The organism is Actinoplanes sp. DH11 (genome assembly GCF_020873875.1).
Taxonomy (GTDB): domain Bacteria; phylum Actinomycetota; class Actinomycetes; order Mycobacteriales; family Micromonosporaceae; genus Actinoplanes.
Genome location: NZ_JAHWGU010000012.1, coordinates 16,076 through 37,618, shown reverse-complemented (window position 1 = coordinate 37,618; position 21,543 = coordinate 16,076). Strand labels below are relative to the sequence as shown.

General features: G+C 73.0%; 19 protein-coding genes. 9 read left to right on the top strand and 10 right to left on the bottom strand.

Features of this window, described 5'->3' with window-relative positions:
- Positions 1-56 precede the first annotated feature (56 nt).
- Entirely contained in the window at positions 57-1,046 is a 990-nt protein-coding gene (locus tag LPA41_RS18835; protein ID WP_229071950.1) for a GlxA family transcriptional regulator, read from the bottom strand.
- A 54-nt stretch (positions 1,047-1,100) separates the two neighbouring features.
- Here LPA41_RS18835 and LPA41_RS18830 point away from each other — a divergent pair, with 54 nt between their 5' ends.
- On the top strand, positions 1,101-2,414 hold the full coding sequence (locus LPA41_RS18830) for an MFS transporter (RefSeq protein ID WP_229071949.1): 1,314 nt from the start codon (positions 1,101-1,103) through the stop codon (positions 2,412-2,414).
- Between the two features lie 4 nt (positions 2,415-2,418).
- On the opposite strand, the gene LPA41_RS18825 is transcribed toward LPA41_RS18830, so the two are convergent.
- Positions 2,419-2,736, bottom strand: coding sequence for an STAS domain-containing protein (locus LPA41_RS18825; protein ID WP_229071948.1), 318 nt, complete (start codon positions 2,734-2,736; stop codon positions 2,419-2,421).
- Positions 2,737-2,828: 92 nt separating this feature from the next.
- Between LPA41_RS18825 and fxsT the strand changes: the two genes are divergently transcribed.
- On the top strand, positions 2,829-5,252 hold the full coding sequence (gene fxsT / locus LPA41_RS18820) for an FxSxx-COOH system tetratricopeptide repeat protein (RefSeq protein ID WP_229071947.1): 2,424 nt from the start codon (positions 2,829-2,831) through the stop codon (positions 5,250-5,252).
- A gap of 60 nt (positions 5,253-5,312) precedes the next feature.
- On the opposite strand, the gene LPA41_RS18815 is transcribed toward fxsT, so the two are convergent.
- Genes LPA41_RS18815 through fxsA form a run of 3 tightly spaced genes read right to left on the bottom strand, consistent with a single transcriptional unit; the run spans position 5,313 to position 8,665 of the window.
- The gene (locus LPA41_RS18815; protein ID WP_229071946.1) at positions 5,313-6,986 is read right to left on the bottom strand and encodes a bifunctional diguanylate cyclase/phosphodiesterase; all 1,674 of its coding nucleotides are present in this window, start codon (positions 6,984-6,986) and stop codon (positions 5,313-5,315) included.
- 47 nt (positions 6,987-7,033) lie between these two features.
- Positions 7,034-8,461 carry an HEXXH motif-containing putative peptide modification protein gene (locus LPA41_RS18810; RefSeq protein ID WP_229071945.1) on the bottom strand — a complete coding sequence of 476 codons (1,428 nt, stop codon included), beginning with the start codon at positions 8,459-8,461 and terminating at the stop codon, positions 7,034-7,036.
- Positions 8,462-8,665 (bottom strand): FxSxx-COOH cyclophane-containing RiPP peptide, encoded by a 204-nt coding sequence (gene fxsA, locus LPA41_RS18805; RefSeq protein ID WP_229071944.1) that lies wholly within the window; start codon positions 8,663-8,665, stop codon positions 8,462-8,464.
- Positions 8,666-8,836: 171 nt separating this feature from the next.
- Between fxsA and LPA41_RS18800 the strand changes: the two genes are divergently transcribed.
- The gene (locus LPA41_RS18800; protein WP_229071943.1) at positions 8,837-9,301 is read left to right on the top strand and encodes a YbaB/EbfC family nucleoid-associated protein; all 465 of its coding nucleotides are present in this window, start codon (positions 8,837-8,839) and stop codon (positions 9,299-9,301) included.
- A complete protein-coding gene (locus LPA41_RS18795; RefSeq protein WP_229071942.1) occupies positions 9,282-9,683 on the top strand; it encodes a hypothetical protein in 402 nt (133 codons plus the stop codon). Before LPA41_RS18800 ends, LPA41_RS18795 begins: the two co-directional genes overlap by 20 nt.
- A 22-nt stretch (positions 9,684-9,705) precedes the next feature.
- Here the strand turns inward: LPA41_RS18795 and LPA41_RS18790 are convergent, their stop codons facing one another.
- A complete protein-coding gene (locus LPA41_RS18790) occupies positions 9,706-9,990 on the bottom strand; it encodes a DUF427 domain-containing protein (RefSeq protein WP_229071941.1) in 285 nt (94 codons plus the stop codon).
- A 178-nt stretch (positions 9,991-10,168) separates the two neighbouring features.
- On the opposite strand from LPA41_RS18790, the gene LPA41_RS18785 reads away from it, so the two are divergent.
- Together LPA41_RS18785 and LPA41_RS18780 are read left to right on the top strand one after the other, a co-directional pair.
- Positions 10,169-11,221, top strand: coding sequence for a hypothetical protein (locus tag LPA41_RS18785; protein WP_229071940.1), 1,053 nt, complete (start codon positions 10,169-10,171; stop codon positions 11,219-11,221).
- Positions 11,218-12,660: a hypothetical protein gene (locus LPA41_RS18780; protein ID WP_229071939.1), complete on the top strand. Its 1,443-nt coding sequence runs from the start codon at positions 11,218-11,220 to the stop codon at positions 12,658-12,660. The genes LPA41_RS18785 and LPA41_RS18780 overlap by 4 nt, the downstream gene beginning before the upstream one ends.
- A 70-nt stretch (positions 12,661-12,730) precedes the next feature.
- On the opposite strand, the gene LPA41_RS18775 is transcribed toward LPA41_RS18780, so the two are convergent.
- From LPA41_RS18775 to LPA41_RS18765, 3 genes are all read right to left on the bottom strand, one after another.
- Complete coding sequence (locus LPA41_RS18775; protein ID WP_229071938.1) at positions 12,731-14,536, bottom strand: GAF domain-containing SpoIIE family protein phosphatase; 1,806 nt, start codon at positions 14,534-14,536, stop codon at positions 12,731-12,733.
- 238 nt (positions 14,537-14,774) lie between these two features.
- A complete protein-coding gene (locus LPA41_RS18770) occupies positions 14,775-15,626 on the bottom strand; it encodes a bifunctional DNA primase/polymerase (RefSeq protein ID WP_229071937.1) in 852 nt (283 codons plus the stop codon).
- A gap of 30 nt (positions 15,627-15,656) precedes the next feature.
- Complete coding sequence (locus LPA41_RS18765; protein ID WP_229071936.1) at positions 15,657-16,958, bottom strand: AAA family ATPase; 1,302 nt, start codon at positions 16,956-16,958, stop codon at positions 15,657-15,659.
- 72 nt (positions 16,959-17,030) lie between these two features.
- On the opposite strand from LPA41_RS18765, the gene LPA41_RS18760 reads away from it, so the two are divergent.
- The 3 genes from LPA41_RS18760 to LPA41_RS18750 all read left to right on the top strand — a co-directional run bounded on the left by LPA41_RS18760 (position 17,031) and on the right by LPA41_RS18750 (position 19,982).
- Positions 17,031-17,420: a hypothetical protein gene (locus LPA41_RS18760; RefSeq protein WP_229071935.1), complete on the top strand. Its 390-nt coding sequence runs from the start codon at positions 17,031-17,033 to the stop codon at positions 17,418-17,420.
- Positions 17,421-18,281: 861 nt separating this feature from the next.
- Entirely contained in the window at positions 18,282-18,950 is a 669-nt protein-coding gene (locus tag LPA41_RS18755) for a hypothetical protein (protein WP_229071934.1), read from the top strand.
- 264 nt (positions 18,951-19,214) lie between these two features.
- On the top strand, positions 19,215-19,982 hold the full coding sequence (locus tag LPA41_RS18750; protein WP_229071933.1) for an SDR family NAD(P)-dependent oxidoreductase: 768 nt from the start codon (positions 19,215-19,217) through the stop codon (positions 19,980-19,982).
- A 619-nt stretch (positions 19,983-20,601) separates the two neighbouring features.
- Here the strand turns inward: LPA41_RS18750 and LPA41_RS18745 are convergent.
- Positions 20,602-21,486 (bottom strand): hypothetical protein, encoded by an 885-nt coding sequence (locus LPA41_RS18745; RefSeq protein ID WP_229071932.1) that lies wholly within the window; start codon positions 21,484-21,486, stop codon positions 20,602-20,604.
- Between the last annotated feature and the right edge of the window lie 57 nt (positions 21,487-21,543).

Sequence of the window (21,543 nt, the reverse complement as noted above, 5' to 3'; positions counted from 1 at the left end):
GAGGCGTTACAAGAACCCCATCGGACACTCCGCCGGGCATCTGAGCGTGTGCCGTGTCACCCGGCGTGCCGGAACGTCCTGCGGTACGCCGAAGGCGCCACTCCGATCGTGGCGTGCAGATGCTGCCGGAGTGCGGTCGCGCTGCCGAGCCCGGCACGGCGGGCCACCGCCTCGACGGCCAGGTCGGTCGACTCCAGCAGGATCCGGGCGTGCTCCACGCGCTGCCGCAGCAGCCACTGCCGCGGGCTGAGCCCGGTCTCGTCGCGGAACCGGCGGGTGAAGGTGCGCACGCTCATCCGGGCGTGCCCGGCCATCTCCTCCAGGCTCACCGGTTCGGCCAGCCGGTCGAGGACCCAGGCCCGGGTTGCCTCGGTGCCGCTGCCGGTGGTCGCGGGCACCGGCCGCTCGATGAACTGGGCCTGCCCGCCGTCCCGCCACGGCGGCACCACGCAGCGGCGGGCCACCCGGTTGGCCACCTCGGCGCCGTGGTCGCTGCGCACGATGTGCAGGCAGAGGTCCACCCCGGCGCCGACGCCGGCCGAGGTCAGCACGTCGCCGTCGTCGACGAAGAGCACGTCGAAATCCCAGTCGACCTGCGGATAGAGCCCGCCGATCCGCTGCGCCCAGGCCCAGTGCGTGGCGGCCGGGCGCCCGTCCAGCAGCCCGGCCGCGGCGAGCACCGAGGCGGCGGTGCAGATGGAGACGATCCGGGCGCCCCGGCCGGCGGCGGCCAGCAGCGCCGCCCGGACGTCCGGCGGCAGCGTGCCGTCGATGACCGGGCCGCCGCTGTGGATGCCGGGCACCACCACCGTGTCGGCCCGGGCCAGCTCGGCCAGCCCGAACGCGGGGACGATGGTGAAGCCGGCCTCGGTCAGCGACGGGCCGGCACCGCAGACGACGACCTCGTAGAGCCGGTTGCCGGCGGCGTCCCGGGCGGCACCGAAGACCTGCGGGACCACGCCCAGGTCGAACGGGACGACGCCGTCGAGGACGAGAATGCCGATGAGGTGGGGCGCCCGGGGAATCATGGCTCGATTTTTGCGCATCATGGCCTCCCGGCCACTCGTCCGGGCGTACCCGGGTTGCGCAGAATCTGTGCCGTGAGACGAATCCATCCCGCCTGGATCGTGGCCGCGGTGACCTTCATCGCGCTGATCGGTGCCGCGGGTTTCCGGGCCACCCCGTCCGTCCTGCTCCAGCCGCTGCACGACGAGTTCGGCTGGTCGCTGGGCACCATCTCGGCCGCGGTCTCGGTGAACCTGCTGCTCTACGGCCTGACCGCGCCGTTCGCCGCCGCGCTGATGGACAGGTTCGGCATCCGCCGGGTCGCCATGGCGGCGCTGCTGCTCGTCTCGGCCGGCTCCTTCCTGACCCTGTGGATGGAGCACAGCTGGCAGCTCATCCTCTGCTGGGGTGTCCTGGTCGGGCTCGGCACCGGGTCGCTGGCGCTGGGATTCGTCGCCACCATCACCGGGCGGTGGTTCGTCAAGCACCGGGGCCTGGTCACCGGGGTGCTCACCGCGGGCGGCGCCACCGGCAACCTGATCTTCCTGCCGGTGCTCTCCCGGATCGCGGTGTCGGACGGCTGGCGGACGGCCGCGCTGACCGTCTCGGTGGCGGCGCTCCTGGTCGTACCGCTCATCGCCTGGCGCCTCCGCGACCACCCGGCCGACCTGGGGGTGACCGCCCTCGGCAGCACCGAAGAGATCGCGCGTCCGGCGAAGCCGGTCGGCGGCGCCGCGCGCAACGCCCTGCGCGGGTTGCGTGACGCCGCGCGGACCCGGGCCTTCTGGCTGCTCGCCGGCGGGTTCGCGATCTGCGGGGCGACCACGAACGGGCTGGTCGGCACCCACTTCATCCCGGCCGCACACGACCACGGGATGCCGCAGACCACCGCGGCGGGGCTGCTCGCGCTCGTCGGTCTCTTCGACATCGCCGGCACCATCGCCTCCGGCTGGCTGACCGACCGGGTGGACAGCCGGATCCTGCTCGGCGGCTACTACTTCCTGCGTGGCCTGTCGCTGCTGGTGCTGCCGTCCATCCTGGCCGCCACCGCGCACCCGGGCATGCTGGTCTTCATCCTCTTCTACGGCCTGGACTGGGTGGCCACCGTGCCGCCGACCGTGACGTTGTGCCGGGAGTACTTCGGAGCCGCCGGTCCGATCGTCTTCGGCTGGGTCTTCGCCTCGCACCAGTTCGGCGCGGCGGCGGCCGCGACCGCGGCCGGGCTGGTCCGGGACCAGCTGGGCACCTACACCGCCGCGTGGTACGGCGCCGGGGCGCTGGCGATCCTCGCGTCGATCCTGAGCCTGATGCTCTTCGCCGGCAAGCGCCTCCGGCCGATCGCCCCAGGAATCGGGCTGGCCGTCCCCGCGCAGAGCCTGCCCGCGCACAGCCTCCCCGCGCAGGGCTGACCGGTCACGGGATCAGTTCGACGACCTCGAGCAGTCCACTGAGCACCAGGATCTGCCGCACGTTGTCACCGGGCCGGGTCAGGCAGAAGCGGATCCCGGCGTCCCGGGCGCGCTGGAAACCGGAGATCAGCGCGCCCAGCCCGGTCGAGTCGATGAACGCGACCCCGGCCATGTCCACCACGATCCGCTCCGGCCGGCGTGCCACCGCGTCACCCAGAACCATCCGCAGCCGCTCCACCGTGAGGATGTCTATCTCACCGTGCAGCGACACGGTGGCCGTGCCGTCGGCCACATCCAGACTCGTCACGATCTCGTCGGTCACGGTGGGCCTTCCGTCTCGGTCGCGTGCCCGCTTTGCGTTGGCGGGGCTTCCACGTACGGTAATCGGCATCACCAACACGTGAGGAGCACAGTGTGCCGATCCGTGGCGGCCTGCCGCCGCGCAACCCCCGCTTCGTGGGCCGCGAAGAGCTGCTGACCCGGGTGCGTGGCCTGCTCGGCAATGGTCCGGTGGTGTTGCTGCCGAGCCCGGAGCACCAACTCGGCGGCACTGGGCGTACCCAGCTGGCGGTGGAATATGCGTACCGCCATGCCGACTCCTACGACCTGGTCTGGTGGATCCCGGCCGAGCAGAACGCCGGGATGCGCGCCGCTCTTGCCGGGCTGGCCCAGCAGCTCGGCGTGCCCGAGGCCCGGGATCTCAACCGGACCCTCGGCGCGGTGCGTGACGCGCTGAGCCGCGGCGAGCCGTTCCGCAACTGGCTCGTCGTGTTCGAGAACGCGAACCGGCCCGAGGACATCATGCCGTACCTGCCGAGCGGCGCCGGGCACGTGTTGGTGACCAGCCGCAACCCGCGCTGGACGGCCGAGGTGGCGCAGGCGATGCCGGTGCCGGTCTTCGACCGGGCGGACAGTGTGGACCTGTTGCGGAGCCGGGCGCCGGAGCTGTCCACGACCGACGCCGAGTTGCTGGCGTCCCGGCTGGACGACGTGCCGATGGCCCTCGACCTCGCCGCCGCGGTCCGCGAGGCGGCCGGCTGGCCGCTCGCCGACTACCTGCGCCGTTACGAGGTGCGCGCCGCCGAGCTGGCCTTCCCCACCCCGATCCGGGTCGCCTGGGGCCTGGCCGCCGAAGCGCTCGGCGAGAACGCGCCGGCCGACCGGGCGCTGCTCGAGCTCTGCACCTTCCTGGCCAGCGCGCCGATCTCGTGGCGGCTGCTCTGGGCGGCTCGCACCCTGCCGCTGGAGGGCGAGCTGGGCCGGACCGTGCGGGTGGAGCGCCGGCTGCGTGCCGCGATGCGCCGGATCAGCCGGTATGGTCTGGCCGACCTCGACCCGGCCGGCGAGAGCCTCACCGTGCACCCGCTGGTCCGGGGCATGTTCGGGCAGGAACTCAGTTCGGAGCGGCACGCCACGCTGCTGCGGACCGTCCGCGGGATGCTGGCGGCCGCCGACCCGGGCGACCCGGACAACCCGGCCGGCTGGTACAGGTACGCCGAGCTCGCCCCGCACCTGATCCACTCCGACCTGCTCGGCGGCGACGCGGAGGAGGTCCGGCAGCTGGTCGTCAACTGCGTGCGGTTCCACTTCGCCCGCGGTGACTACGACTCCAGCCGGGATCTGGCGTCCTCGGCCGTGGCCCGCTGGCGCGACGCGCTCGGCGAGACCGCCGAGCAGACTTTGCTGGCCGCGTTCCACCTGGCGAACGCGTTGCGGGCGGTGGGCCGCACGGCCGACGCCCGCAACCTCAACCTGCAGACGCTGCGCACCCAGCGGGAGGTGTTCGGCGCCGACGACGAGGCGACCCTGGCCACCGCCAACAGTGTCGGCGGCGACCTGCGGATGCAGGGCCACTTCGGGCAGGCGCGGCAGCTGGACGCGGACAACCTGGTGCGGTACAGGCGCCTGTTCGGCGAGAGCTTCCCGACCGCGCTGCGCTGCGCCAACAATCTCGCGGCCGACCTGCGGCTGCTCGGCGACTTCCGGGGCGCGCGGTCGCTCGACGAGCAGACGCTCCGGCACCGGCAGGCGATCTTCGTGGAGGGTCACCCGGAGACGTTGTCCTCACGCACCGGTCTCGCCTTCGACCTGTACGGGCTGGGCGACTACGCCGGCGCCGCAGCCCTGCTCGAGGGCGGCCCGACCGGTCGTGTCCCGGCGGATCACCCGTTCGCGCTCTGGGCCGGCCGGTTCGCCGCGATGGCCGCCCGCCGCCGCGGCGAGCCACGGGCCCGGGACCTGGCCGCGGCGAACTTCGCGGCCTGCCGGCAGAAGTTCGGTGACCTGAGCGTCGACACGCTCGCGGCCGCCGTCTCGCTGGCACACTGCGCCCGCGCCGACGGCGACCTGGACGGCGCTCACGAGCTGCTGGAACGAGCCGTGATCCGGTACCACGCGGTGCTCGGCGACGAGCACCCGTTCACCCTGGCGGCCTCGGCCGGGCTGGCCGCCGTGGTGCGGGCCGCCGGGCGGTACGCCGAGGCGCGCACCATCGACAACGAGGTGCTCAGCGGTCTGCGCCGCAGCGTCGGCCCCGACCACCCGTTCACGCTCAGCTGCGCGAACGGGTTCGCCGCCGACCTCGCCGCGGCCGGTGAGGCACAACCGGCCCGGGAGCTGGCCGCGGACACCCTGCGCCGGTCCCGGTCGGTGCGCGGCCCGGACCACCCGGACACCGTGGCCTGCGCGTGGAACCTGGCGCTCGGCGACGGCGACGAGGCCGCCCAGCGGCAGGCCCTCGACGAGCTGGCGAAAGCGTTCGGCGACGGCCATCCGGTGTTCCGCAGGACCGCCGCCGGTGAGCGGCTGGAGACCGACATCGACCTGCCGCCGCTCTAGCCTGCCGAACACGCTCCAGCCTGCCGAGACAGGCTGGAGCTGCCGAAACGGGGGACGGGGTCAGGCCGTCATCTTGATCTCGATGGCGGCCTGCTTGTCCAGCAGCTCGGTCACCTCGCCCGCCGGCATCGGCCGGGCGAAGTGGTAGCCCTGTGCCCGGCCGGCGCCGAGTTCCCGCAGCCAGGACGCCTGCGCGGCGTCCTCGACCCCTTCGGCGACCGGCGCCAGGTTGAAGGTGCGGGCGATGTGCAGCACCGCCTCGGCCACCGAGGCGCCGCCGCTGGCCGGCATGGCCTGCACGAACGAGCGGTCGATCTTGACGACGTCGACCGGCAGGGTGCTGAGGTGGCTCAGTGACGAGAAGCCGGTGCCGAAGTCGTCGAGGGCGAGCCGGACGCCGAGCGCCTTCAGCGCGCCCAGCACCCGGGCCGACTCCTCCAGGTCGGTGAGCGCCACCGACTCGGTGAGCTCGAGCACCAGGTCCTGCGGCGGCAGGCCGGTACGGTCCAGGATCGCCCGGACCTCGTCGATCAGCCGGGGGTTGCCCAGCTGCGACGCGGACAGGTTGACGTTGAGCTCGAAGCCGGGGAACCGGTGCTGCCAACCGATCGCCTGCCGGCACGACTCCTCCAGAACCCAGCCCCCGATCCGGGGCAGCAGGCCCAGGGATTCGGCGAGGTCCAGGAAACCGGCCGGCGCGATCAGGCCGCGGTCCGGGTGCCGCCAGCGGATCAGGGCCTCCACACCGACCGTCTGCTCACCGCCGTCGAGGTCGACGATCGGCTGGTAGTAGACCTCGAACTCGCCGGCTTCCAGCCCGCGCATCAGGTCGGCCTCGGCGAGGCGGCGGGCCTCGGCGGCGGCGAAGAGCACCGGGTCGAACCGCCGGGCGATCCCGCCGCCCTCCTGCTTGGCCCGGAACAGGGCCTGGTCGGCGCGGCGCAGCACCGCGTCCAGGTCGTCGTCGCCGCCGGAGATCGCGACGCCGGCGCTGACCCGCACACTCATCGGCACGCCGGCCACGACCAGCGGGCGGTGCAGCTCGACCAGCACCCGCTCGGCCACCGCGAGCGCCGCGTGCTCGTCCTCGACGCCGGGCAGCAGCACCGCGAACCCGTCACCGTCGAGGCGGGCCACCGTGTCGCCGGCGCGGACGTTCGTGGCGAGCCGTTCGGCGGCGGCGCGCAGCAGTTCGTCACCGGTGGCGTGCCCGTGGAAGTCGTTGACGCCCTTGAAGCCGTCCAGGTCCACGATGATCACGGCGGCCCGGTTGCGGGCCGGTTCGGTGAGCACGCCGTCGGCGTACTCGACGAACATCCGCCGGTTGCCGAGCCCGGTCAGCGGGTCGCGGTACTCGTGCTGCGACAGCAGGATCTGCTGCCGGCTCAGGTCGGACTCGACCCGGCTGCCGAGGAACTCGCGGACCAGCACACCGATCGCCACCAGCAGCACCAGGGAGATCGCAGCCGGCGTGAGGCCGTCGTGCGTCTGACGCAGACCGGCCGTGACAAGTGCGGCTCCGGTCACCACGTGACGCAGCACCCGGCGGCCGCGGTCGAGCAGCAGGACGGCCAGGCCGAGGCAGACCGCGGCGAGCAGCGGCACGACACCGGCAACCGGGCCGGCCGGGTGCTGAGCACCGGCGGGCGGCCAGGCCAGAAGCACCAGCGAGGCGACGAGCACGATGTCGTCGACACCGTGACGCGCCCGTTCCAGCAGAGCATTACGACCCACGATCCACCTCCGGCGAGTCACATCGGTCCGGAGGCGGTGCAGATGAGTTATCCGGACAGCCAATCGGCGAGCGCGTCGACGTCCGCCTCCGGCACGGCCAGCGCGGCCGCCTTCACCACCTCCGGGCGACAGCGCAGGCCCCGGTGCGGGGAGACCAGGGCGAGGCCCGACCAGGCCGGATCCCGGTCCCTCTCCTCTCGCAGATCCCGGTGGTACGCGTGAAGCGCGGTCACCCGGTCCCCGCGCACACACGCGACGTCCCCCGCCGTGTCCCGTGCGTCCGGCACGGCCGCCGTGCCGGGGTTCCGCAGATGCGACCGGATCAGACGCAGCCGGGGGCTGTTCTCCAGCGCCCGGCCGGTGCCCCGCGCCGGAACCGACGGCACCGCGGGCGCCGGCCGCCCGGCCCGCCACGCGCGCGCCAGTTCGGCGGTGTGCTCCGGGGGCACCGTCAGGTTCCGCAGCCGCCAGCGCAGGTGGTGGTCGGTGCGGGCCAGGTCGGCGAGACGGACCGCCTCGCCGTCGACCGGCTCGTCCAGCCACGGCCGCACCTCGGCGCGCAGCGCGGTCACGAACCGGGTGCCCGCCGCGGTCAGCTCGCCGCCGTCGAGCAGCCGCCCGGCCGCGTCGGCCACGGCGACCCGCCACCGCGCGAACTCGAACGCCGCACCCCGGTCACCGGAGTGCGCCAGCTCGGCACGCCAGAACCGGGTCACCGCCAGATAGGCGTAGGCGCCGTGCAACACACCCGCGGCCGGCCGGGGGTCGTCCCGCCACGGCGAGTAACCGGCCGGGCCACCCGGGTGAACCAGTTCGAACAGCAGGTTCACGGCGTTGAGCACGCTGTGCTGGGTCTCGTGCAGCAGGCCCACGGCGAGGGCCGCGGCGTCCGCGGGCGCGGAGAGGGCGACCGCGCCGAACGCCTCCGACGAGGTCGCGCTGATCCCCTCGGCGGCCGGGTCGGGCCGGACCGGGACGATCACCCGGAGCACCGCGGCGAGCACCTCGGCGGCCGGCCGGTGCCGGGATGTCAGGGTCAGCCAGGCCTCGTCCAGCAGGGTCTGCCACCGGGACAGGGCGGCGGTTCCGTGGTCCTCGGCGGGCGGGAGACCGAAGCCTTCGCGGAGCGGGTCGGCGTCCTCCACCCGTACGCCCAGGGTCAGGCCGTGATGGACGGCCGTGAGCCGATGCCCGCCCGGACGCGGATGATCCGCCGCGTCGCCGGCGCGCAGGGCCCGGGCCGCCCAGAGCCCGGTCATCGGATCCGTGATCAGGTGTTTCGCGTCGTCCGGGCCGGTCGCGCCGAGCCGGTCGAACCAGGCCGGGGCGATCTGCCGGCGGCGGACCTCGCGCAGCAGGAGAAGGTTGCGGCTGAGCTGCGCGCGCAGCAGGGTGCCGAGGGTGCCGGGGTCCGGGCGACCGGCGCCCAGCGAGGCGAACGCGGCGTCGGTCAGGGTGAAGTGACGCGGGCTCATTCAGATCGCGGAGTTGAAACCGGCGATCGGTTCACCGGGCCGCTCCAACTCGGCGGTGACGCGGCGCAGCGCGTGCGCGAGAGCCGAGTCGTCGTCCTCGGCCACGTCCGTCGCGACGAGATCTGCCAGCGCGGAACCGGACAGGTCGATCATCACGGATCGCCACTCGGCCGGCGTCCCCCCGCCGTCCTGGCCTGCGTCCACGAGCGTTCCCTCCGGTGCTGGCTCGGTCTCGATCGATGCGTTGCCGCAAGGTTACGGCGGTCGCCGGGTCGGGTGACGGGCGGGAGTCACTACCGTGGGTGCTCGCGAGGGCTTGCGGTGCCGTGATCTCATGGGACATCACCACCGCAAGCGGTAACGGAGGGCGAAATCGTGCTGGGTGCAGAGCCAGGCGCCGACAGCGGCGTGCCCCGGGCCCGGGGTGCGGCCGCCGCGCTGGCAGACCGGGTCGCGACGCTGAGTGCGTCGGCCAATGGTGCCGGGGGCGCCGTCGCGGTAACCGTGTCGAGTTCCGGGAACGTCACCGGGCTGGAAGTGACCGACGAGGCGCTCGCCCTGGGCGGCGCCGGGCTGGCCGTCGAGATCCTGCGAACCATCCGGCGGGCGCAGTCCGGGCTGGCCGATCAGGTGGAGGCCGCGATAGCCGACACGGTGGGCGCGGAGACCGAGACCGGCAAGGCGGTGCTGGACAGCTTCACCCAGCGCTTCCGGACCGTGCCGGAGGAGCCGGTGATGCCGGCGCCACCGCCGTTCCCGTCGTTCCAGAACACCCCGACGTTGCCGCATCAGCCGCCGGGCAACGGATATGAGAGTGGACGTGACAGTCGTGCCAGGTGAACCCACCCCGTCGCTGCCGCGGCGCGGCCCGGCGCCGCCCGTGGACCGGATGAGCAACACCGAGCTGGCCCGGATGGTCGAGGCCGAACATCCGTACCGGGGGAAGGCGCTCTTCGAGCTCTGCGACCGGGTGCCGACCGACGACGACGCGGCCACCCGGGTCGGGATGCTGTCGCGGCTGACGTCGCTGCGCCGGGCGCGGCTCTTCGACCGGGTGTCGCTGGCCTGGTCGGCGATCATCGCGCTGCTGGCGGCGGAGACCGGGCACGCGCGGAACGAGGCCTACGCGGCGTTCGGTGCGCTCGACGCGGCCGAGCAGCAGGACATGCTGGACTATCTGGAGGTCGGTGCGATCGAGGAGGCCCACCCCCGCATCACGTGAGCGGGCCTCCGTCAGGATCCGGTCAGGCTTCCACGCGGACGTCTTTGCGGAACGCGACACGGTCGCGCACCGCGGAGGCGTCCGGCTTGGGGTCGGGGTAATACCAGGCGGCATCCGGCGCGGTGTGCCCGTCGGCGCGCAGGGAGTAGTAGGACGCCTTGCCCTTCCACAGGCAGACGGTGTGCGTCTCGGAGGGGACGAGCACGTCCTCCCGCACGCTGGTGAGGGGGAAGTACGTATTGCCCTCGACAACCACGGTGTCGTCGCTTTCCGCGATCACTTCGTCGTTCCAGATGGCCTTCGGCATGCCTCGAACGTAGCGCGCTCCGGCGTTCATGTCCGATACGTGCGTTTCCTTCACCTCTCGAGGGTGAAACGTGGGGAAGCGCCTGTGTGAAGATCTACAGTTGGTCCCCAGCTTCCCCCTGGAGCGCGGCCTTGACTTTCCCCTGGAGTGCGGCCTTGACTTCCCTTGGAGTGCGGCCTTGACGAACGACCGGCTCGATCAGCTTCGCGGCGCCGCGAAAGCCAAACGGCACAACGCGCGGACCATCGCCGCGCTCACCGGCAACCCGGGCTGCTCCCGGCGGGCCGTGCTCGACGCCGCCGGGGTCGACAAACTCGGCCTCGCCGACCGGCTCGGCTTCCCGGGCAGCTTCGGCCAGTCCCGTTTCGCGCTCTCCCGCGGCAACGCCTTCGAGGCGATGCTCAAGGCCGACGACTGCGCCCTGCTGCGGTCGGTGCTCGGTGCCGACGACGCCGTCGGCTACCAGGACCTCAACGCGGACTCGCTCGGCGACCGGCACGCGCGGACCGTCCGGGTGCTCACCGACGCGCAGGCCGCGCTTATCGACCACCCGCTGCTCACCCTCGACGTGGCGGGACAGACGGTCTACCTCGAACCGGACCTGGTCGCCTACGCCCACCACGGCCGCCTCCAGGTCGTCGAGATCAAGTCGTTCGCGATCGTCGACGACCAGGCGGAGAGCGCCAAGGTTTCGGCGGCCGCGGTGCAGGCCGCCGTCTACGTGCTCGCCCTGCGCGAACTCCTCGAACGCCTCGGTCAGGACCCGGCGCTGGTCAGCCACGAGGTGGTGCTGGTCTGCCCGGAGAACTTCTCGCTGAACCCGAAGGCCGTCGTGCTCGACGTCCGCAAACAACTCTCCACCCTGCGCCGGCAACTGTCCCGGCTCTCCTCGGTCACGGCGCTGATCGAGGCGCTCCCCGAGGGCGTCAGCTTCGACCTCGCGCTGGACCCCGAGCAGCTGATCACGGCTCTGCGGCACATCGAGCCGCGGTACGCGCCGGAGTGCCTCTCCGCCTGCGAACTCTCCGTCTACTGCCGGCACGAGGCGACCGGCGGCACCGCGGCGCTGGGCCGGACCGTCCGCGAGGCGCTCGGCGGCATCGAGACGGTCACCGAGGTGCTGGACCTGGCGGCCGGCCGCCGCGAGCCCAGCGAGGAACAGACCGAGGCGGCGGCGCTGCTGCGGGCCGCCCTGCGGCTGCGCACCGAGGCGCTGGCGGCCACTTCTTGAGCACCCTCACCGCGCTGGCCCGGGCGCAGGCGGTCGCGGCCGGCCGGGCACAGCCCATCGCCACCGTGCGCCATCTGCACGTGCACGACCACCCGCTGGTGCTCATCCCGATCGCCATGGCGGGCGAGGCGAACGCGCCGCTCGCCGCCATGATCGGCACCGAACCGGCGTCACCCCGGCTCCTCGTGGTGCGGCAGCCGCGCAACCGGGACGACCGGTTCGCCTTCTTCGCCGACCTGGCTGAGGAACTCCTGCCGTACCTGGAGTCGTTCGCGACCGAGACCGAGGAGGTCCCGGTCGACCGGGGCAAGGACGTCCGGCTGCGCTACCTGGACGCGCCGCAGATCTGGCTGCCCAACCCCGCCGGCGTCGACTTCCTGCGGCTGCTCGGGCGCTCCACCCGGTTCCGGACCGTCGACGGCGAACACCCGGTGCCCGCCGGCGTGCCACTGCTCGGCCGCTGGCTCACCTATCTGGCCGGCAGCGCCGAAGTGCCCGGCTCGTCCCTGCTGCTCACCGCCGTCCAAGCGCTCACCCTGCACTGGGCCACCGGGCAGAGCAGCGCCGAGGACGCGCAACTCGGCGCGCTGCTGGCCTGGATCGAGTCCGGTGCGGCCGCCGCCCGCGAGGCGGAGAACGGGCCGGTCGCCGGCCCGGCCACCGACCCCGACTTCGACAACCGGGTGCTGGCGCCACTGATCGAACGGTCCGCGCCGGAACTTCCCGAGGTGCTGCGGGAACTGCTGCTGCCCACCTGGGACCGGATGTGGCGGACCCTGAACCTGCTGCGCCGGCTGCCGGCGGGGGAGCGGGTGCGGCTGCGCTGGGACTCCGACCGGGACGCCTACACGGCGTTCGCGGAGTACGTCGCCGAGGGCGGCGCACCGCAGCCCCGGCGGGACGGCGCGGTCGCGGCCGCCGCCCGGCTGCAGCGGCTGGAGAGCGCGGCCGCCCGGTACGCGGTGCAACGTGCCTTCGACGACCCGCTGGTGCTCGCCGAGTACCGGCTCTCCGGCGCCGCCTTCGCGGGCGTGGTGACCCTGGCCAACCCGAACCGGGTGGACGACCGCGGCAAACGGCCGGTGCTCCGTCCGCGGATCATGGTGCACACCACCGAGCCGGTCCGCATGGAACCCGGTACCTCCCTCACCTCGCCGGCCCGGACCGCGCAGAAGGCGCGAGTGGTCTCGGTGGCACCGGCCGGGGACGGCTTCGACGTGCTGCTCGAACTCTCCGGCGGGATGGGGCGCAAACTGGTCGCCGAGCCGGGGAGCGTGCCCGAGGTGGGCGAACGGCTGGTGCTGACGACGCTGAGCGAGGCGTACCGGCCCGGGGGTTCCCTGCCCGACCCGTCCGACACCCCGTGGACGCACGGCGGCCCACCGGAGCCGGCCACCGACCCGTCCGACGCCACCGACCTGTCCGCCGCCGCGGACTGATGGCGCGCGGCGGCGGCGCTGGGCCGACGTCTGCGGGCGTCGGCGCTCGGCGTCTGCGGGGCGGCGACGCTCAGTCCAGCCCGACCAGCAGCAGCGCGATGTCGTCGTTGCCGGATGTCGCCGCGGCCAGCAGCCGCTCGCACAGCTCGTCCGGAGGCAGCCCGGCACCGGCCCGCAACACCTCGGCGATGGCCGCGACGCCCTCGTCGAGCAGGCGCTCCCGGTCCTCCACCAGGCCGTCGGTGTAGAGCACCAGCGTCGACCCGGGCGGCACGAACCGGTGGCTCGTGCTGCGCGGCTCCCGGGGCGGCAGGCCGAGCAGCGGCTCCGGCGGCACCCACCATGTCTGCACCGTGCCGTCCGGCAGCAGGAGCAACGGCGGCGGATGCCCGGCGCTGGCGAAGCTCACCGACCACCCCGACCACGAACGGCACACCCGGGCCAGCACGGCGGTCGCGGCACCCGGCACCCGCAGACCCTGCAACGCCTGATCGAGGTCGGAGAGCAGCACACCCGGGTCGTCGAGACGCCCGTACGCGTTCCCGCGCACCAGATTGCGCATCTGCCCCATCGTGGCCGCCGCCTCGATGTCGTGCCCGGCCACGTCGCCCACCGCCACGACGACGCTGCCGTCCGGCTGGGCGAAAGCGTCGTACCAGTCACCGCCGACCGCCGTGCCGTCCTGCGCCGGGACGTACCGCGCGTGCAGGCCGACACCGGGGATGACCGGCAACTCGGTGAGCAGACTGCGCTGAAGAACCTCGGCGACGTGCCGCTGCTCGCGGTAGAGCCGGCTGTTCTCCACGGCGAGCCCGGCCCGGCGGCCGATCTCCGCGGCGGTGCGCTCCTCAGCCGCGGTGAACGCCGCCCGCTCCGGCTCCTTCACCAGCAGCACCGCGCCGAACGCCGGCTGCCGCACCGGCGACGTGATCGGCACCAGCAGGGAGGCGCCGAACCCGGCCCGCGCGGTGATCTCGGCCAGCTCCGCGTCGTGAAGCCGGCTCTGCAGGTCGGCGGCGCCGTCCGTGGTGCGCAGCGCCCGGGTCCGGCGGACGGCACGGACCATCGCGCGCAGGTCGGCCCGGGAGCGGACGCCCAGCTCGGCGAGGCGGGCCATGTCGGCGGCGCGGGCCGGGTCCCGATGGGTGGCCGAGACGTGTGCCGGGCCGCGTGGCCCGTCCGTGACCGTGACCACGCACCAGTCGGCAAGCCGGGTCGTGACGACGTCGCCGAGCCGCCGCATCGCCTCCTCGACGTCCATCGTCGCGGCCAGCGACTCGGTCAGCTCGGCCAGCACCTCCAACTGCTGGTGCGCCGACTCCGCGCCCTGGCGTGCCTCGTCGGCCGCGGCGCGGGCGATCCGCAGGCAGACCTCCGACGAGCAGACCTCGGCCAGCTCCCGGATCAGGGTGATCTCACTCGGCGTCCAGACCCTCGGCTCCCGGTCGATCGCACAGAGCGCGCCCACGATCAGCCCGTCCGGGTCGGTGATCGGCGCTCCGGCGTAGGCCAGCGCGCCCAGCTCCTGGATCGACGGGTTGTCCCGCGTGCGCGGGTCGGCACGCACGTCGGAGATCGCCAGCATCTCGCCGGCGACGACCACGTGCCGGCTGAAGGAGTGGGTGAGCGGCATCTCGCGGACCGTGCCCAGCGGGTCCGGGACACCGACGTGCCCGGCCAGATGCTGCCGGTCCACGTCGACCAGGCTGACCACGCCCATCGGCGCGTCGACCAGCTTGTTGACGAGCATGGCGAGCCGGTCGAACGCCTCGTCCGGCCGGGGACCCGCGATGATCCGCCGCACCGAACGCAGGCGTGGCGGGTCGGCGAGTACACTGCGCCCGGCGTCGCCGATCACGTCCCACTGCAGCACCATCGCCCCCCGGTCCGCTCGCCAGGCTACCGGCGGCGGTCACGCGGAAACCGTTCCGAGCCGACCCGATCATCCGTTTCACCCGATCCGAACGGCTACCCGGACCCCCAAACGAGGCCACCCTCACCCGTGCGAGCCGGACCTCAGGCCGCGTGGCGGCGGCTTGCGTGGGGGCCGGGCCGCTCGGCGGAGCCTTGCGTACGATGCCGGGCCGTTCGGCGGACTGCGTATGAGCCGAACCTCAGGCCGCGTGGTGACCGAGATTGTCGAAGGGTTGCCGCTGCCCGGCCGTCAGCCCCGACCGCAGCGTGCCCCGGATCTCGGCGTGCCCCAGCCCGGCGTGCCGTGCCGCCGCGGTGAGCTCATGCCGGACCGCCGCGGCATCGAGCAGGCCGGCGCCGACGAACCGGCCGAGCGCGAACGCGGCCCGGTTCAGCGTGTCGTTCCGTGTGCCGACCGGTGCGCGGGCCACCCGGTCGGCCTCCGCATCGAGGGCGGCCTCCGCATAGCGGCCGGGGTGGGCGACCGGGTGCGGTGCCGGTGCCGGCGCCGGCACCGGGCCCTCGACGAGTGCGAGCAGCGGAGCCGGGCCGGGCGGCAGGCCCGCCGTGGGCCGCCGGATCCAGCTGTAGGCGACGCCGCTGGCATGCCGCGACGGCGGTGCCAGCACGTAACCGCCCGCGCCCCGCCAGTCGAGCCCGGGCAGCAGGCCGACCCGGTTGCCGAAGCCGGTCGGGCGGAACCAGAGGTGCCGGCCGCCCCGGCCGGTGCGCACCTGCGGACCGGCCGGCACGTCGTCGCCCAGCAGGTGGCGGAGCCCGTGCCAGCCCGCCGGCGAGTCGACGTCGGCCACGTCCATCCGCACGCCGGTGCGCAGGCCGATGTTGGCCCGCGGCCAGAGCGACCACCAGAGCGTGATCTGCTCCGGGTCGGTGGAGGCCTCGCGCACGCCGTGGCGCAGCCGGGGATGCTTGCCGGGCCGGTCACAGCGGGCACCCCTGTCGCAGGAGCATGAGCCGCCGCGGTCAGGCGTGTGCACCGGCAGGACGGGGATGCCGTGCCGGGCGAACGACAGAGCGGCCGTGAGCGACATTAGAACAAGCGTACGACAGAATGCCGCTCCTCACCGGTGCAGATGCGCAAGCATCGACTGGTTGGCCTCCCAGCCGTCCGGGAACTTCACCGGCACTCCCAGGTGCACCGGCTCGGTCGACGGGTGGGCGTCCAGCAGTTCGGCGATGCCGGCCCGGGCCACCACGACGCAGGCGTGCCGGTGCCGCGAGGTCAGCACGCAGAGCCGCCCCGACTCCAGGTGGAACGCGGTGGCGTCACGCCGGCCGGAGAGCGGGTGCAGGACGACGGTCAGGTCGTACTCCCGGCCCTGGAGACGGTTCGCCGTGTCCACGGTGACCTCGGCGGCCTCCGGCGGCAGCAGCGAGCGGATCACCGCGACCTGGTCCCGGTGGGCGGCGCCGATGGCGATCCGGTCGGCGGTGAGCGGGCCGGTGCCCGACTCCGAGGTGGCCACCCCGTCCCGGTCCAGGGCGCGGGTGGCGAGGGCCGCGCAGGCGGCGGCGGCCTCCGCGTCGGTCCGCACGGTGAACCTGGCGGGCAACTCGTGCAGGCCCCAGCCGGTCGCGGCCGCGGTGTCGAGCACCTCGTCCAGCGGGCTCGCGGCGGGCCGGGTGAAGGTGAGCGTGCGGTCGCCCGGACCGGTGCCGGAGCGGAAGCCGGTGAACGGGTAGAACGCCTCCGCCACCACCGGAGCGGCCGAGGCGGGCAGCCGCCACGAGACCGGCAGGCGGTGCACCGGCAGGTCGGGGTTGTGGCGCAGCAGCACGGCGACGGCGCTCTGCATCGGGTCCCAGGAGAGGCCCACCCAGCGGTCCACCTCGACGGTGGAGAACGGGTCGAGCTGCCCGGGGTCGCCGACGAAGAGGGCGCGCTCGAAACGGGGCGCGACGCGGAGCAGGGCATCGGACCGCATCTGGTACGCCTCATCGACGATCGCCTGCGGCCAGGTCCCCTCCGTCACCGTGGCCCACTTCGCCGCCGTGCCGATGGTGACCGCCGGTGAGCCCAGGTCGCCCGCCTTTGCCGCCACCCGGCAGGCCGGATGCGCCCGGACCCGGGCCGACGGCTCGTAGTCCACCGCGGAGAGCCGGCCCACCGGTATCTCCGGTGATCGGGCGCCGAGCCGCTCGATCAGGTCGTCGACCTGCTCGTTGGTCTGCGCGACGATCATCAGCGGAGCACCTGTCGCGGCCACCTCGCCGGCCGCGCGCACCACGAGTGTCGACTTGCCGGCGCCGGGCGGCGAGTCGACCACCACCCCGCGCCGGTCACCGGATCGCAGATCGTCGAGCACCGCCGTGATGACGGTGGCGGCCTCCTCGGCCGGGGTGGTCGTCGGGTTCGCACTCACCCGGGCACGGTAGCGCCCGTACGGGGAAAACCCGGGAATGCGGCGCCCGAGATGGGTAGGCTGCCCGCCATCATGGACGCGGGTGGATGGGATTGGCCGGCCGGCAAGCTGGCGGCGCTCCGGCTGGGGCGCCGGCTGGGCGTGCTCGTGCCGGCTTCGCAACCGCACCGCTGGTCGCTGGTGCACATCGTTCCCAGCTCCGGGCCGGCGGACGCGGCCGCGCTGCGGGCGGGCCGGCCGCGCAGCGATCCGGCCCGCAGCTTCCGGGTCGTCCACTGGGAGTTCGAGGCGGACCGCCTGGAGGGGTACGACCAGGGCCTCGGCGGCGTCCGTCTCCGGCACGCCGAAGCGGCCGACGAGGCGGAACTGCTCGTGGTGCTGCGCGAATGGCGGCTGCGACCGATGGATTTCGAGCACTCCTGGGACACCGTAGACGCTGCTGAACAAGCCCCGTACGGCTGAGTTCCGGTGACCGCCCCGCCAATTCCGGTTCGTGAGCCGAGAAGGGTGACTGGTTCACGTTCTTACGTGAGTCACGCTCGGCATTCCCGGTGCACCTGAGGGGCCCGCCCGGACCCCCCTGCCACCACGTCCGTCGTCACCGTCCGCGACGAGTGATGAGGTCGAGGTGTCTTCGGGGCAATTTGTGCAGCACCGGTACGGCATTTCGTGAAGCCCACTTATTCGTTTCAGCAAGGACGCCGAGAATGGTTCGCGCCGCACTTCTTCGGAATGGCATCTGCGGCCGGAATGGCGGTCGGCCCACGTTTCGGACGCGGACGAGCCGGCCCCGATGCCTGCCGTCCCACACCGTGGATGATCTGACGGGAATCCGACACTTGCTTGATCGCGACTGTCCCGGCGATCTCATGGCCCCCGAGGGCCAGCGCCGGGCGGATCGAGATGCAAGCGGAGCACGCGGACTTGCAGCACCCGCTGAGAGTGCCCGGCCGGCGCCGCGGGTGGCCGTACAGGTGATCCAAAGCCTCTCTCCGGTCCAGGTTAACCGGCATTTGATCACGCTGTGTGAGGTGATGTTCGCCTCACTGTCATGTATCCGAAATAACTCTCGGCTTCAATATTCGGTACGGGTGAATAGCGAAAGCGCCCTGCAAGTTGCGCTCTCGGTCCATATGCGCAAGTTGCAGATTCCGGCGCTTCGTGACCCGTTGCTCCAGCGTCGTGGCCCACCGTTGATCGACATGCGGCATTTCATTCACGATTGTTTTTGTGATCTCGCCGTGACCCCTTCCAGTCGATCATCGGAAGTGCAACTCTTCTAGCCAGCAGTGACGTCAGGAACACGGACGGTGGTGGTGGGGAATGCGCCCAGACGTTCTCGTCGGTCCGAGTGATTGGCTCATCGAACAGTTCGGTGACGAGGTTGCCGACGAGTTGTGGACCCGGGTCCCCGAGGCCCTGAGCACCGCGATCGACCGCGAGGTACACGCTCATCCAGCGATGACTCAGACGATGGAACGTGTGCTCGCGAACCCGCGCTGGCCTCTGCCCTATGAGGAACTGGTCCTCTTCCTCGGCACCCTGCCGGGGGCAGAGATCATCGCGGTCCCGCGCTCGGTGTACCAACTGGTGCTGATCAACGGGCACATAGTCGTGCCGTGGTGCTACGGCCAGTCGGCGCGGGTCTCGATGCGGGACGCGGAGGTCGGCCGCTCCTTCGGCCGGCTCGCCCGCGAACTGCTGCGCCGGTTCGGCCCACCGTGGCGCCGCTCACCGGTCGAGGCCCCGCTCCCGCTGGACGCGGTCGACGAGCGCGAAGTGTCCAAGATCTGTGCGGCCATCGCACAGCTCGTACCGAAACCCGAGGTGGTCATCGCCGGTTTCGCCGGCGCACCCAACCTGGGCCTGCTCCGAGCCTGCCTCGGCGAGGTCAAATCGACCGACAACGGCACCCTCAACTGGGGTCACCTCGACGACCTCCCGCTTCCGCCCCCGGTGATCCCGCGCCCGAGGCGGATGGAGTTCCCGTAGGTCTCCCCGCAACCAGCGAACGGCCACCTCAGCGAGGTGGCCGTTCCGCTGCCGGCCCGGCCTTCCTTCCCTCGGCGTCCGGCCCGGGCCCCGGGTCCATCCTTCCCGCGCCTCAGCGCCCGGCGGCCCTCGGTCCATCCTTCCCGCGCCTCAGCGTCCGGCCCGGGTCCCGGGCCCATCCCTCCCGCGTCCGGCTCGGTCTCGGTCTCGGTCTCGGGTCAGCCGCGCCCGGCGCGGTCCGGTCGAGTGCGCGAGGATGGCCCGGTGGGGATCGAGAAGAGCGCTTCTTTCGTGGTCACCGGCGGCGGCCGGGGTGTCGGGCGCGCCATCGCCGAACGCCTCGCCACCGAGGGCGCCGTCGTCGTCCTGGAAGCCGATCCAGACGCACTGACCTGGGCAGACGGCCGCCACATCATCCCGGTGACCGGTGACGCCGCCGACCCGGCGGTCGCCCGGCGGGCCGCAACGACAGCCGCCGGTGCGGGCACCCTGCGCGGCTGGGTCAACAACGCGGCGATCTTCCGGGACGCCCACCTGCACGAGTCGCCGGCCGAGGTCGCCGAACTGATCCGCCGCAACCTGGACCCCGCGGTCGCCGGCAGCTCGGCCGCCGTCCGCCACTTCCTCGACGCCGGGACACCTGGCGCCGTCGTGAACATCTCCTCGCACCAGGCGAGCCGTGCGGTACGCGGCGCGCTCCCCTACGCGACGGCGAAAGCGGCCATCGAAGGACTGACGCGTGCGCTGGCCGTCGATTACGGACCTTCGGGCGTACGCTCCAACGCTCTCGCCCTCGGCTCGATCACCACCGAACGCTCCGAGGCCCACCTCGCGTCCCTCCCCGAACCCGGCCGCGAGCACTTCCTCCGCGAGATCGGCCTGCTGCAGCCACTCGGCCGGATGGGCCGCCCGGCGGAGGCGGCCGAGGTGGTCGCGTTCCTGCTCTCGCCCGCCGCGTCCTTCCTCAACGGCGCGATCATCCCGCTGGACGGGGGCCGCTCCGCGCAGGGCCGCGACCCCGAGGAGAAGTGACCGCCGGGGCGCTCGGTCGCGCGGGGCGTCCGGTCGCGCGGGGTGTTCGGTTGCGCGGGGTGCTCGGTTGCGCGGGGTGCCCGATCGCGCTGCATTGCGGCCGCGTGGCGGTGTTGATCTGCTAGCGCTACGAAATCGCTGTGATCATGGGGCTATGACCGCGATTTCGCATCGCTAGCAGATCAACATCTCCACAGGATGGCGCGTCCGGCACCATGGGGCCGGAAAGCGGGACACGCGGTTGGTGCGAGGGCGGTATCGGCCCCGCCTCGATGTTTCGTCATGCAAGCGCGTGTGTCCGCTGGACTCCGCGCGGCCACGTGGTGGGTCGGTCTTGCCGACGCCCAAGCGCAGTGAGCCACTCCGGACCGAGCCGGCCGCGCACTCTCCGGCTGGGGATGATCCGAAAGGCACCGGACGGCGCCTGGACGCGCGCGGGGAGGCCGGACACGCCGGGCGGCCGGGTCAGGGAGCAGCCGCCCTGGGAGCAGCCGCCCTGGGAGCAGCCGCCCTGGGAGTGGCCGGTCCGGGAGTGGCCGGTTCGGGAGCAGCCGAGTCGGGGAGCGGCCCGGTCAGGGAATGGCCGGTCCGGGATCGCCCGGTCCGCACGTGCCGGAAGTCAGACGTTCGTCAGGTGTGCTGTGGAGAACGGCTCGCGCCGGGCCCGCATGTCCGCATACGCGGTGACCAGGAAGACCGTGCCGGCTACCCCGAACGCCACCGTGACCAGTGCGTTCAGCACGGCGTCGACGATCGCGCCCACGGTGGGCCCGGTCAGCGCCGAGATGGCGATGCTGAGCACGCCGAGGGACAGGCCGGCGCCGATCGTGATGCCGTAGACGGTGGCGATCCGGGAGACCGAGACGCCGAGGTCGGTGTGGAAGAGCTGGAAGCAGCGGGCGATGCCTTCGCCTCGTTCGACGGTGACGACCACGGGCAGGACCGCCAGGACGGCTATGACGTAGAAGATCGGTAGCACGCACAGCAGGGCCGCGACCAGGGCGATCGGCACGGACAGCAGGGCCCAGCCGAGCAGGGCCGGCGCCCGTCGCAGGCCGGTGCGCACGGCGGCGCCGAGGCTGATCGGGCGGCCGGTGGCGGCCTGGACGGTCAGCTGCACGGTCGCCGACGTGGCGACCAGATAGAGAACGCAGACCGCCAGGGCGACGGCGAACACGAGCCCGACGGCGAGCATCAGGTCGCCGAGGGGCGGAGTGCGGTCGGGCAGCAGCCGCTGGGTCTCCATGACGGCTTCCTGTTCGCGCATCAGGTTGCTCTGCGCGGGCACGCTCAGCGCGAAGATCGGCACGGCCACCGCGGCGTGCAGCAGCAGCGCCGGTTTCCACACCTGCCGGACCAGGGCGGTGCCCCGGCCGAACCAGCCGCTGAAGTCGACGCTGACCAGCGGGTCCGTGGGGGAGGGGCCGTATCCCGGCGGCATCTGCCCGGGTTGACCCGACCAGTAGTGCCCGTTGCCGTCCAAGTTCTCCCAGCCCTTCGTCACGGGGGTTCCGCAAAGCGTCACGCAAGATCAGTGGGCGACACCATAGCTGTTCCCGGC